The organism is Paenibacillus paludis (assembly GCF_042610515.1).
Classification (GTDB): Bacteria; Bacillota; Bacilli; order Paenibacillales; family Paenibacillaceae; genus Paenibacillus_AQ.
Genome location: NZ_JBGJZP010000010.1, coordinates 204,171 through 217,516 on the forward strand (window position 1 = coordinate 204,171; position 13,346 = coordinate 217,516).

The window sequence follows — 13,346 nt, forward strand, 5'->3', positions numbered from 1 at the left end:
CCGGAGTAACCAGTGATAATATAGACTTTGAATAGCACAAAATCGACTTATGACAGGAGAGGAATACTGTGCTGTGTCTGGAATTCGCCATCCCGCCGCTGCCGCAATTTGTGACAGTAGGACATGCCGTCTGGTCGCCGGGTGACCGGCATTTCGCCCGCACCTTCGGTGTGTACGATCTGCTGCTGGTGAAGCGGGGAACGCTGTATATGACAGAACAAGATAAGGAATATGCCGTGGGTCCGGGGAAGCTGCTGGTGCTGGAGGCGGGGCTGCCGCATGCCGGGCATCGGCCCTGCGGGGAGGATACGGAAATTTATTGGGTGCATTTCATTCATGGATGTCCGACAGCGCATATCCGGCGGGAGGATATTCCCTGGTCGTCGCTGCTCGCCAAAGGGACGGTGGAGGATGTTGAGCCTTCTGCGCAGCAGCGTTTGTATATGCCCAAATTTGCTGCAGTCGATGTAGAAGCGCTGGAGCCGATTTTGCGTGGGATGAACGAGATCCACAACCGGCTGAGTGCAGAGAACGCTGTCCGGCTCCATTTGCTGCTGGCAGAGCTGTTGGCCGCGCTGCAGGCGGAATGCGCCCGGACTTCTGCGCCGGAGCCTGCGGTCCGGCTGGCCCGGGCAGCCGCAGCCTATCTGGACGGTCATTGGAGACAGCCGTTTGATCTTGCCGGACTCGAGGAGGAGCTGCATTTTCAGGCGGATTATATTACAAGGTGCATGAAACAGCATATCGGCACAACACCGCTGCAGTATGTGCTGCGTCTGCGCCTGGAAGAAGCCAAACAATTGCTGGGTGGTACAGTGCTCGGCATACCCGAAGTTGCCGAACGGGTAGGCATTCGCGATCCTAACTACATGACGCGGCTGTTTAGTGCGAGATTTGGCGTGACGCCCGGGGCGTACCGGCGGCGGCTGCGTCAGAGGGATGAGGGAATGGCCGCCGGCAGGGATGAAGATAAGGAGTGACTGCAGATGCCGTTAGGAATCCCGCATTTTCTCGCGGTATTCACTTGGCGTGCAGTTGAATGCTTTGCGGAACTGGCGGGAGTAATAGTTCTGGTCATGGAATCCGCTGTCCATAGCCACCTGTGAAATGGTGAGGCCGGGGCTGCGCAGCAGCGTGCAGGAATAGTCCAGCCGCTTGCGGATGACGTAATCCATGGGGGTGGTCTGGTAGTTGCGGGTAAAGACTCTCAGAAACTGGCGGGTGGACAAATAGGCCATATCCGCCATGGATTGCAGGGAAATGGGCTGCAGAAAATGCTCCTCGATATAGGTCACGGTTTCGCCGATCCGCAGCGCCTTGTTGTCCTCGCTTCCGAGGCTGTTCTGATAATAGCGCGAAAGCATGCCTACCAGAGCGGTAAAATAAGTGCGGATCATCAGCCGGTATCCTTCCGGCTGCCGGTCATGCTCTTCGAGGATCACATCAAGCAGCCGCGTCGCTTCCCGCAGCTGCCCGGCGTCAAGGGTGAGCATGCCCTTGAAATACATTTCCTTGCGGTAGAAAGGCTCAATGTAGAACAGCGCCTGAAAGCCCGGCAGCAGCCTGAGCTCGGGCAGCTGCAGCAGTTGTTCGGGCTGGAACATGACGTTAACGTATTCGATGCCATCGACATTCTTATAACCATGGGAAACGTTGCTGTGGATCAGAAAAACCTGTCCGGCAGTAACCGGATACTCTCTCCCTTCGATAATATGCACGGCGCTTCCCGACAGAATGACGACCAGCTCGGAGAAATCATGGCTATGGACGTAGTAATCATGGGTCAGCGGGCATTTCTGGATCCTGAAGGTAAAGCCGGGTTCAAGTCCGATGTCCCGCGCCAAAAGTTTAGTTGTCATGGCCATATTATGCTAAAGAAGGTCGGGATCGTCAAGGCAAAACTGGGCAGGCAGCGTTACCATTAAGGTTGCGGGCCTATCGCCGGACTTCGGCTAAGCCAAGACCTGCGTTATTGTCAGGAGGGAAAACAATGTTGCATTTATTTGCCGATCCAATCACAAATGATCCGGTGAAGCCGGTGATTCTGTTTCTCGGGGACAGCATTACGGCGGATGGCCGATATATCCGTTATGCAGAGGAATGGCTGCGGAAGCACCGCCCGGATCAGGCGTTGGAACTGATAGCACGCGGTATCCCCAGCGAGACGGCATCAGGCCTGAGCGAAGCGAGGCATCCATTTCCAAGGCCCTGTATCCATGACCGGCTGGCGGAAGAACTCGCCGCTGCCGCTCCCGGTGTAGTTGTGGCCTGCTACGGCATGAACGACGGAATTTACCATCCCTACTCGGACGAACGGTTCGCGGCCTATCAGGCGGGAATGCGTCAGCTGAGCGCACAGATCCGTGAAGCCGGGGCCAAAGCGGTGTTCATGACCCCGCCGACGTTCGACGCCGCTTCAATGAATGGCCAGCTCTTGCCTGAAGAGGCGCCTGATTTCAGTTATCTGGCGCCCTACAGGGATTATGACCGTGTGCTGGAGCGTTATGCGGACTGGCTGCTCTCCGGCGGTTGTCCCGCCGATGGCGTGATCGACCTGCGCATTCCGCTGCTGGAGCATATCCGGTATGAGCGGAGGCTTGACGCCAGTTATAGCTATGGTGACGGTATCCATCCGGACGCATCAGGTCACCGCGTGATAGCGCAGACGCTGCTGTCGGAGCTGTTCGGAGTTGTTTCCACACCTATTCATTTCAATTTATGATTTAACCGGGCCCGCAAAAGGGAGTGTTCCTTTTTTGCGGGCCTTTGCCATGCCGAGCTGGATTTCGAAGAACCTTCTTACGCCTATTTCCTCACCGCTGTTGCGGTTTCAGACGGTCTTGAAATCTCATGTCGCTATCATGCTAAATAAGGTCCCGATCGTCAAGGCGAAGAAGAATTGTATGCGGTAACATGATAGGGAAAACAAGCGAAAGGGAGGTTCGGCATGAAGCGCTGTTTATACAGGGCCGAGGGGCTCAGGGGCAAGGAACCTGCTTCTTTTTTTCGGAGCCAAGAGGTCTCATCTTCGCTCGCCGAAGCGATGGAACATCTCAATGTGGTCAATCTGAGCCTGTTTGCCTGCAGCCACCAGCTGTTTCTTTATTATGAATGCCTGGAAGAGGCGGTTCCGCCGGAAAGTTTGCTGCCCGAAGCCTCAGAACGGCTGGCAGTTTGGCCGGGAGGGGAACAGGGTCGCCGCTGGGCGCCGCTGGCTGATATTTTTCATTATCAGCAGCCTGTTTCAGCGCAGCATTGGGAGCGCTCAAACGCTGCTGGCGAGCCTTACGGACGGCTTGCACTGCTGAAGCCGGGAGAAGCCGCCAGCTATGTTTATTACCACTATCAATATCAGGAAGAACGGCCGGGTGACGGAGATAAATACGGAATTATCGGGCTTCATGAGAATATGCTGTTTTTTTATGCGGAGCAGCCGGCCACGCGGGAGCCTGCCCCTTATGAAGGAAGGCTGAAAACGACACTTACTCCGGACAACTGGGCCGAAATTATGGAGCCGCATTTTATCAAATGGGAAGGGACCCCTGCCGGCCAGGATATTTGGCGGAAGCTCGATCTAGTGCTTGAGGTGCGCTCCTTCACCGGAAAGTTGGGAATAAGAGATGCGTAATTTGCTATGTCTAAACGGGGAATGGGATTTCATGCCCCTGTATGATCAGCCGCAATGCCGCAGGCTGCCGGAAAAAATTGTTTATGAAGCCCGCAAGATCCAGGTTCCTTCCAGCTGGAGGCGGACTTATCCGCTCCCGGAAGGCAAACGATTCGGCAAATTCCAGGAGTATGACTATGCCCCGTTCGAGCTGTACGGTTATCCGGAGGAATGGGATGCCGCGGAAGCGGGAGTGCTGCATCGAAGGTTTCGGGTTCCAGAGAGCATGGCCGGCCAACGGATCGTGCTGCGGCTGGACGGCATTATGCAGAAGGCCGTCATTTATTTGGACCGGCAGGAGATTGGTGTTTGGGAAGACGGCTACTTGCCGCTGAGGCTCGACATTACTTCCCTGGTGGTGCAGGGGCGGGAGCATCATCTGCATGTCGTTTGCGGCGGATTCGACAGAGTGGCGCTTCCAAACGGCATGCAAAAAATAACCGGACTTTTGGGTTCCTGGTACGGAAGGATTTGCCGTGGACTTTGGCAGGATGTATATCTGGAAGGTTATCCGGCACTGTCGCTGGAGGATGTAACTATTCGTACTTTCGTTCGGGAAGGGCGGATAGAGGTGAATGCTGTTGCCTCCGCAGCGGGAGATGCGGCCCGCAGCCCGCTGCGCGTAAAGCTGAGCATTCGGGAGAAAGGCGTGCTGCGGCAGTCTGAGGAGGGCCGGAAAGCGCTGGGATTTTCAGATAGGGCTAGCGCAGGATCTGAAGGGGCAGGAGCGGAGCAAGCCGATACCGGCATGCGGCCAGACAGACCGGAATGTTACGGAGTTGATCTGGAATCTGCACCGGTCCTGTCTGCTGAATGCATGGCCCATTCAGTCGATGGCGCCGCTGTGGAGACGCTCAGGCTATGTGAAAACGAAGTGGCCGGGGCAGTGTACTGTGCCTCATTCAATATGGACTGGAGCGGTGCCAGACTGTGGAGCCCGGATGAGCCGTTTCTATACAGTGCGGTGCTGGAACTGCTGCATGGAGAGGAGATCATCGACCGGCGTGTGGAAGATTTCGGCTTCCGCGAAATCTGGTGCGAAGGCCCGCAGTTTATACTGAACGGCATTCCGGTCAATCTGCGCGGCGATTCCTGGCATTTTCAGGGCGGGGCGCAGCAGACGGAAGCGTACATCCGCAACTGGTACCGCATATGCCGCTCCGTGGGTGTCAACAGCATCCGGCTGCATGCCGAGCCGTATCCGGCCGATTATGTGCGGATCGCCGATGAAGAAGGCATGCTGATCGTCGATGAGACGGCGATTTATGGCTCGAGCAAATCCATGCTGGCAGACCATCCCGCTTTTGTGGAGAACTGCCGGCAGCATGTGCGGCGGCTTGTGCAGCGCGACAAAAACCATCCGTCTGTCATTCTCTGGAGTCTGCAGAACGAAATGCGCTGGGTGGACGGACGGGACGGCTTCAAACTGCATATGCCCGGCTTTATGGCTGCAATCCGCGAGCTTGATCCTACCCGTCCGATCATCGCCGAAGGAGACAACAGGCTGCTGCCCAAAGTGCATACGGAGGTAGAAAGCCGCCATTACAATATCGACGGCACGATCAGCCAGTGGGACCGCACAGTTCCGCTGACCTTCGGGGAACATGGCGGCTGGTGGTATATATGTCCGCAAAACAGCAGCATGTATGTTGGACTGCAGGCCTACCGCGGTACGGACGAAAGCACAGCGGGGCTGGCGCAGAAGGAGCGGCTGTTTGTAGAGTATGCAAGACGGCAGGGCGTGTCCGGTATTTCCACCTTCAATTTCGCCCATTATTTCATGCGGGCGATGCCGGAGCAGAACATTGTCCTGCCATCCTCTGAGCCGGGGATGTCCGGCGTGAAGCCAAAGTTTATTCCGGCCTATTCGCTTTCAATCAACAACGGCCTGCTGCCGGAGGATTATCCGCTGTACACGCCTAATCCAGCCTTTGGCATTATGGCTGAGGCCTTTAAGCCGGCTACGATTATCGCTGCCGAGTACAACCGCTGCTTCTATGACGATTCGCCGGTCAGCCGCAGCTTCGACGTATACAACGACACGTTCTCTACACAGGATGTCCGGGTGAAATTCGTTATCTTGCAGGGGAAAAGCATCGTCCATGAGCAAAGCTTCGGCTTCCGCCAAAGTCCCGCCGAGCATAAGGTCGTCGGGGTGGAGTGGGTGCCGTTCCGCGCCGCAGCCGGAGAGCAGGCGGTGTTGACGGCGGTGCTGTTTCACGGTGATCGGCGGGTGCATGAGCTGCGCTTAGAATACAGGATCATGTCCGCAAGCCTGCTGAACCAACCCGTGAACGTACAGCGTCAGACCGTGTATTGGGGAGCGGATGAGGATTACGAACACATCCGCTGGCTTGTTCCGGGCTGCGGAAAGGTAGACCGTTCTGGACTGGCCGGGCTTGCTGCCGATCATTTGCTCGTTATCGGCAGCAAGGCCGAGGATCTGGATGGCGGACTGGAGGCGCTGCTGAAGGCTTTTGTCGCACGGGGCGGCAAGCTGCTGCTGCTGGAGCAGACCCAGCTTTCGCTGGGTAGGCTGCCGCTCTCACGCCGGCCCTTCCTCCGCGCCCATGCGGGCAATTACCAGCATCCCGTGCTTGAGGGGCTTGGCGACGAGGATCTGATGTTCTGGCATGAGGAACTGCGCGAGGAGGGTCCGCTGCCGATTGTCCATGCCGCCTTCGAGAAGCCGGCCGCAGGTGATTTCACCCTGCTGCTGGAATGCAGCGCGGGTGATTTTGGCGACGGCGGTGATCTATGGTCGCCGCTGCTGGAATACCGCAGCGGAGAGGGCCTGTTCCTGGCCAATCAGCTGGAGCTGATGGCGAACATTGGCCGCGTGCCGCAGGCCTGCCTGCTGCTGCGCAACCTGCTGGCCTACGCCGGGCGCGCCGGGGACAACGCCGGGGCTGAGGCCCGGCCGGTGGCCGCGCTGCTGCGCCCCGGCGGGAAAGCCGCAGCGTTCCTCGATAAGCTGCGGCTGCGGTATACGGCGCTGGATATGACAGCGCCGGCAGTGGCCAACGCGCCGGGCGAAGCGGCGCCCGGGGACGGGCAGGGCTTCGGCCTGATCGTGGCCGAAGCCTGCATGCTTGAGGCGCCGGGGGCAGCCGAGGCGCTCCGGCGTCATGCCGAAGCCGGCGGACAGGTGCTTCTCCTGCCGGCGGAGGACCGCCAGCAGGCTGAGCTTGCCCGCCTGCTGGGCCGTCCCGTGTGTGTGGTGCCGCNCCTGCATGCTTGAGGCGCCGGGGGCAGCCGAGGCGCTCCGGCGTCATGCCGAAGCCGGCGGACAGGTGCTTCTCCTGCCGGCGGAGGACCGCCAGCAGGCTGAGCTTGCCCGCCTGCTGGGCCGTCCCGTGTGTGTGGTGCCGCACGAGACGTATCACTTGGCGGCGGACTACGCCCGCGCCGCCGTGCGCGGCTTCAGTCCGGTCGACCTCTTCGGCTTCGACAAGGTGTTTCTGTCGCCGCGCGAGGTCATGAACCGTGCGCTGGCCCTCAACAGCCTGGAGCTGCCGGACGCTTATGCTCTTTGTACCAGTGTCGAAGGCACGCCATGGAAGGACTATTTCGTGCATGGCTACACGGCAGAATACAGCCGTCTGGCACTGGTGGAGCTAAACCGCAGAAACACACGTTCTGCTGGAACATTCCTTGCCGAAGTGAAGACAGGGGCGGGTTCCGTGCTCTGCTCGCAGCTGCTGACGGACCCCGGGAGTGACAAGGCGCTGCGCCTGTATACCCGCCTGCTCGCCAATCTGGGCGCGTCCTTTGACGACGGTTTACTGGATAGCGTGAAGGGTGACGGCGAGTGGGCCATGGAAGTGGCGATGGCGCTGCCTTGTCCGCCCCATGTCGATTACGGGGCGATGAAGGCTTACTACACCGATCCGGAGTTTTCTTTGAATAATCTGGGCGAAGGTCTTTATGGCTGGATGCAGAAGAAAGAGCGGCGTTCCGGCGACGGGACACTGCGGATTGCGGATGCGGGGCTTGATCCGTGGTTTCTGAGCTGCTTTGTGCAGGTGCCCGGACAACTTCGCCGCGGACGCCTGCACGTCAATACAGCCGTGCCTTATGAGATTTATTTGAACGGCGTGCTGGTGGCGGAGCCTGAGCAGGAGCTTATCCTGCGGGGCGGCCTCAACCGGCTGATCGCGATACTGCATGGAACCGGTGGTGACCTGACCTTCGGTTTGACCTTTCTGAACGCCGACGGCACCTATATGAAGGACCTGGAATACCGCCTGACCCTGGACGAGGTCGAACCGAAATAAATAATCTAATTTCATCATAAAGGAGCTGAAGCCCAGTGAAAGCGGAACACTTCAAGCATGCTGAACCATCCGTGCAGCAGGAACATAAGGAGGATACAGGCGGCTTGCCGTCAAGCGGATTACGCACAAACCGCGCTGAGCCGAAGGATTACTATACCTTCAGTGACGAGGAGAAGGAAGTTGAATTTAAACGGCATGATATGCCTACACCGTGGATGAACTACCTGTCGAACGGTACCTTCCACACAATGCTGTCGCATGCGGGGGGCGGTGTGGCCTTTTATAAGTCGCCCCAGATCTGGCGGATCACGCGCTACCGTTTCTTTCACCTGCCGATGGACCGCTCGGGTCCCTATATCTATGTGCAGGATGCAAAAACGGGCGGGTACTGGTGCCCGACCAGCGAGCCCGCCTCGGACAAACCTGAGGAGTGGAAAAGCGCCCACGGCATGGGTTATACCCGCTTCGAGGCGAAGCGGGCCGATATCGCCGCCAGGACGGTGTATTTTGTCGGGCCATACGAGAACTCGCTGATCTGGAATCTGACCTTGTCCAACCAGGGCAGTGTAGCGAAAGAACTGAAGGTATACGCCTACGCCGAGTTCGGCATGATGGAATTTATGCGCGAGCTGCAGTGGCAATGCTACAACAAACATCAGGTTTCGGTGCAATATCATCCAGCGGAAACGCTGGTGTACCGGTACGGGGTCGAAAATCAGCCCAAACCGGAAGAGACGCCGCTGGTCTATCTGGCTTCGGATACACCGCTAGCTGGCTATGACGGCGACCGCGAGGAATTTATCGGCTGTTACCGCAGCGAATCCAACCCGGAGGCGATTGAGAACGGCGGCTGCACCGGATCGACGCTGATGGGCGGGGACCCCTGTGGTGCGCTGCAGTTCAATCTTACGCTGCAGCCGGGCGAGAGCCGCACCATCAATGTATTTCTCGGCACCGCAGCGGATGAGCAGGAAGTTGAACGGGCCGTAGCCCACTCCCGGGAAGCCGGATTTGTAGAATCCTCCTTTCTGGCGCTGAAAGAGAATTGGGCGAGCTATCTGGGAGCGTGGGAGAGCCGGCTGCCGGACAAGGACGCCGAGCGGATGATCAACATCTGGAATCCGTACCAGGCGCACCGTAACTTTCTGTTTTCACGCAACATTTCCTTTTACGCCACCGGTACGTTCCGCGGAGTGGGCTACCGGGACACCTCGCAGGATATTTTGGCGGTTGTGCCCTTCGACACGGAGCTTGCCTTTGACAAGCTGCGGCTTTTGCTCGGCCAACAGTACAAGGACGGCCATGTTAACCATTATTTCTTTCCGAACGAAGGCTGGGAGCCGGTAACGAGTATCCATTCCGACGACCATTTGTGGACCGCACTTGCCGCATGGGATCTGCTTGCAGAAACCGGAGATGCCGCTTTTCTGGAGGCCAAACTGCCTTATTATGACGGCGGCGAAGGCACGGTATATGAGCATTTGAAGGCAGCGATTGATTTTACGGCGTCGAAGCTGGGGCCTAACGGCTTCCCGCTGATGCTGCGCTCGGACTGGAACGACCAGCTGTTCCGCGTATGCCGTGAGGGGCGGGGCGAGAGTATCTGGACGGCGATGCAGCTTGGAACGGTGCTGCTGCGCATGGTTGATCTTGCCGCCGCCGCCGGCCATCCGGAGCATGCCGCTCAGTATGAAGCCATGTATGAGGCGCAGCGTAAACGGGTCAACAGCATCGGCTGGGACGGGCAATGGTTCCGGCGGGCCATTATGGACGACGGCCGGTTCCTCGGCAGCGATGAACACGACGAGGCCAAAATCTGGCTCAATGCCCAGACCTGGGCCACGTTGTCCGGCATGGCGGACGAGGATAAGGGGCTGCGGGCGATGGACAGCGTCCGCGACATGCTGGACACGGAGCTCGGCATCAAAAAAATCCATCCTTCCATCACCAGCTTTCCTGATCCTGCCGATCCTTTGACCAATTACAACAAGGGGACGGGGGAGAACGGAGCCGTATTCTGCCACGCTAACACTTGGGCTATTATAGCTGAATGTATGCTGGGCCGGGGAGATTTGGCCTACAAATATTACCGCCAGCTGCTGCCGAATGTGGCTATGGATAAGGCTGGCTTATGGCGGTACAAAGCAGAGCCTTACGTCTATGCCTCCAACCTGTTCGGGCCGGAGTCTGACAAGTTCGGCCTCGCCAACGTGTCCTGGCTAACCGGAACGGCTGCATGGATGTATGTCGCCGCCACCCAGTATATTCTGGGGGTGAAGCCGGTGATGAACGGCTTGTCCATCGACCCCTGCATTCCCGCAGATTGGGAAGGTTTTACGGTGAAGCGGCGCTTCAGAGGCTGTGTCTATGACATCACCGTTACGAACGTAAGCAAGGTCTGCAAAGGCGTCAAACAAATCACCGTTGACGGAGAACGGGTGGAGGGCAACGTCCTGCCGCCGTACCCTGGACGCTCGTCCGTCAAGGTTGAAGTTATTCTGTAGCAGCCGCTGGTCTTCTCTAGCAGCAGGGGGATGCCGCTGTGGTTGATCTTTTCGGTTCCAATCTGGGCATTGTATTAGCGCTGAGGTCTGAGGAGCCGTTATTTGTGGAAAAGAGGCATGGCGTGCAGCGTCGCGGACTGGAAAGACGTTATTTCGCCGGAGAGCAGCAAACAGCGTGTGAAAAGTGATTATAACGTCACTGGTGCCCGCAAGCACCGGAAATGTGCCGAATATCTGCAAATAACGGCTCTGGTGTCCGAATCAGCTAGAGCAGGCGAAAATCGCCCCTTAGTGAAATGGTTGCTCATCACTTCCATTTTACCAAGGGGCGATTTTTTGTGATTATTAAGAGATTGTGTGATCCAGCCTATGGTAGGGCTTCAGCGGATGCTCTTTCTATATTGGTCTGGTGAAATTCCTTTGATCTTTTTGAACATCTGGCTGAAATATGACGGGGAAAGATCGCCCACCTCCACAGCAATCTCCTGAATGGATTTACCGGTATTGGCCAACAGCATGCAAGCCTCTCTTACACGCCGCTGAATCAAGTATTCGGACAGGGTGATGCCGGCATGTTGCTTGAACAAATGTGAAATGTGGTAAGGCGACAGATGCAAACTGGCAGCCAGCGTTTCGAGGCTGAAGGGCTGCTTGTAATGTTCGTCCAGCCAGTCGGTAATCCGTTCGACATGTGAGCCTCCACGCGTCTGGATGGGATTGTCTTCGGTTTGGACACCGGACACTTGTTTTTGAAGCAAACGCATCAGCTGAAGCATCAGGAATCCGGTATCTTCTTCTTTGTTTGCGGCAGAATCATTTACGGAATGATGTAATTCCTCCAGCAAATCCAGAATCGGAGTATTATTCATGGCGTAGAAAACCGGCCTCTGCAGAGTGCCCTTCCACATGTTCCGGAAAAACTTCTCCAGGAAAGGAAAAGCGGTAAGATAATGCTCCAGAAAACTGGGGTCAAAGGTCAGATTGGTCCGAATATAAGAACGGTTGGGGGCCGGAGGAACCATCACTTGGTGCAACTGATAGGGCTGGAACCAAACCAGCGTATGATCCTGAATGGGGTAGGTCTGATTCTCCACCATGATTTCTCCATGACCGTTATATATGTACAATATTTCAATTCCCCTGTGCGCGTGAAACCAATGGGATTCCTCATCTTCATATTTATACTTGTACATCAATAGACCGGGTTCAAGCCCTTTGGGCGTATGATCGTTCCTGTTCATGAAACGCTCCCTTGCAACCATTTTTACTTACAGTATAAATAGCAGGCGATGAAAAATAAAATATATAAATTGAATTTAAGGATTTCCCATTTTGGCGAGGACGTAACTACGGTGAATATTTGGACTTCCGGCCGCTGTTGTCGTAAGAATTTCTTGATTTAACTCGCTATATGCGGTGGAAATCCGGTGACTGGTTATGCTTCCGAAGCGAGCTTTCCTACGGAAAGCTTTCAGGCGGTCGCTATCGCTCCTACAGTTCCAAAATCCCCCTCCGCTACTTTTGCCTTTTTTTGTGTAGTTATTAAGTTCATTCTATATAGTTTAATAAAAGCGTCAGCAATCCATATTGCACATCAAACCGGCAGAGCTCCGATGGGGAGCCTGCCGGTTTGCGATTACATATACGGTTGTAAGGTTGATTTATCTTATCCGGTGCCCAAATTCACTTTAACGTTCGTACCAATATCCCGGAATTCCTTGCTCCAGCCGCAGCAGCGCTTCCAGGAAAAAATAGTCGCCCCAGATCATGAAATCATCGGGAGACGAATTTCCCCTGACGGAATAGGAACCATGCCTCAGAAAACCTTCCTCAGTCTGACTGCCTTGTGTGAAATAGCGGTTCACCAGGGAATCTATAGATTTGTGGACCGCTTCGTCAAGGAATGCCCGATCCGGATCATCTTCCGGCAAGTGTTCAAGCAGCTCAAGGATACCGCACACAAAGATAGCGGAAGCCGAGCTGTCGCGGGGTGTGTCCTGCTCTTGCGGAGCATCGAAATCCCAGTACGCAACATGATCCTCCGGGAGCTGCTCCAGAAAATAACGGGCAAGCCGTTTTGAGGTATCCAGGAAATAAGGTTCTTTGAGATGGCGGTAAGCTAAGGCAAAGCCATACACACCCCACGCCTGTCCCCGCGACCAAGTGGAACCGTCTTGAAAACCCTGTTCAGTTCCTCCGCGGATGGCATTTCCAGTTACCTGATCAAAATAAAAAGTATGGTAGGAAGAGTCATCTCCCCTCACCAGAAACCGGCGGCTTTTCTCAGCCTGAATGCTGGCGCAGTCGGCATAGCTGCGGTCCCCGGTCTGGTCAGTAGCCCAATAGAGCAGGGGGAGATTCATCAGGCAGTCAATGATAATCCGGCCCCCGTTGGCATCATCGCCTTCTGGTCCCCAGGCTTGAAACAGCTGCGGGGCAGACCGCCAGCGTTTCATCAGAATATCGGCAGCCTGCAGCGCCAGCAGACGGGAATCTTCATCCTTATCGACAATCCAGCGGGCCTTCGCGGACAACGAATATAAAAAGCCGATGTCATGATGATCGAGTCCCTGTTCAGCCTCCAAGCGTTTTTTGAGAGAGTCCACACTTTTGATGGCTGCAGCATGAATCTCCGGGTCCTTGCTGTATTCGTAGCTCAGCCATAATATCCCGGACCAGAATCCTTCCGTCCAGCTGGTATGGTCAGTTAAATGATATTTGCCGTCCCCAAGGCTTACGATGGGAAATTGGTCTCCAAAGCGCTTGATGTTAAGACGGGTGGTGGCCAACGTTTGTTCAATCGCCGATTTCCAGTTCATAATAACCTCCATAGTATCGCTCAATTGTTCTTATGTTTATTATAAGCCAATCATTTTGTTGATTTGTTGTGCAAGTTCT

Annotated in this window: 10 protein-coding genes; 7 read left to right on the forward strand and 3 right to left on the reverse strand. The window is 56.0% G+C overall.

Features of this window, described 5'->3' with window-relative positions; genetic code table 11:
* The first annotated feature begins 68 nt into the window (after positions 1–68).
* On the forward strand, positions 69–980 hold the full coding sequence (locus tag ACAN56_RS20445) for an AraC family transcriptional regulator (protein WP_038588065.1): 912 nt from the start codon (positions 69–71) through the stop codon (positions 978–980).
* Positions 981–992: 12 nt separating this feature from the next.
* On the opposite strand, the gene ACAN56_RS20450 is transcribed toward ACAN56_RS20445, so the two are convergent.
* Positions 993–1,859, reverse strand: a complete 867-nt coding sequence (locus tag ACAN56_RS20450; RefSeq protein WP_379145419.1) for a helix-turn-helix domain-containing protein — start codon at positions 1,857–1,859, stop codon at positions 993–995.
* Positions 1,860–1,990: 131 nt separating this feature from the next.
* On the opposite strand from ACAN56_RS20450, the gene ACAN56_RS20455 reads away from it, so the two are divergent.
* The 6 genes from ACAN56_RS20455 to ACAN56_RS20480 all read left to right on the forward strand — a co-directional run bounded on the left by ACAN56_RS20455 (position 1,991) and on the right by ACAN56_RS20480 (position 10,636).
* A complete protein-coding gene (locus ACAN56_RS20455; RefSeq protein ID WP_379145421.1) occupies positions 1,991–2,722 on the forward strand; it encodes a GDSL-type esterase/lipase family protein in 732 nt (243 codons plus the stop codon).
* A gap of 225 nt (positions 2,723–2,947) precedes the next feature.
* On the forward strand, positions 2,948–3,628 hold the full coding sequence (locus tag ACAN56_RS20460) for a hypothetical protein (protein WP_379145423.1): 681 nt from the start codon (positions 2,948–2,950) through the stop codon (positions 3,626–3,628).
* Between the two features lie 31 nt (positions 3,629–3,659).
* On the forward strand, positions 3,660–6,908 hold the full coding sequence (locus ACAN56_RS20465) for a glycoside hydrolase family 2 protein (RefSeq protein ID WP_379145426.1): 3,249 nt from the start codon (positions 3,660–3,662) through the stop codon (positions 6,906–6,908).
* Entirely contained in the window at positions 6,901–7,944 is a 1,044-nt protein-coding gene (locus ACAN56_RS20470) for a hypothetical protein (RefSeq protein WP_379145429.1), read from the forward strand. Before ACAN56_RS20465 ends, ACAN56_RS20470 begins: the two co-directional genes overlap by 8 nt.
* A gap of 35 nt (positions 7,945–7,979) precedes the next feature.
* On the forward strand, positions 7,980–10,448 hold the full coding sequence (locus tag ACAN56_RS20475) for a GH36-type glycosyl hydrolase domain-containing protein (protein ID WP_379145431.1): 2,469 nt from the start codon (positions 7,980–7,982) through the stop codon (positions 10,446–10,448).
* A 38-nt stretch (positions 10,449–10,486) separates the two neighbouring features.
* Positions 10,487–10,636, forward strand: coding sequence for a hypothetical protein (locus ACAN56_RS20480; protein WP_379145434.1), 150 nt, complete (start codon positions 10,487–10,489; stop codon positions 10,634–10,636).
* A gap of 192 nt (positions 10,637–10,828) precedes the next feature.
* Here the strand turns inward: ACAN56_RS20480 and ACAN56_RS20485 are convergent, their stop codons facing one another.
* Together ACAN56_RS20485 and ACAN56_RS20490 are read right to left on the reverse strand one after the other, a co-directional pair.
* A complete protein-coding gene (locus ACAN56_RS20485) occupies positions 10,829–11,689 on the reverse strand; it encodes an AraC family transcriptional regulator (RefSeq protein ID WP_038588074.1) in 861 nt (286 codons plus the stop codon).
* A gap of 447 nt (positions 11,690–12,136) precedes the next feature.
* A complete protein-coding gene (locus ACAN56_RS20490) occupies positions 12,137–13,267 on the reverse strand; it encodes a glycoside hydrolase family 88 protein (RefSeq protein ID WP_379145438.1) in 1,131 nt (376 codons plus the stop codon).
* Between the last annotated feature and the right edge of the window lie 79 nt (positions 13,268–13,346).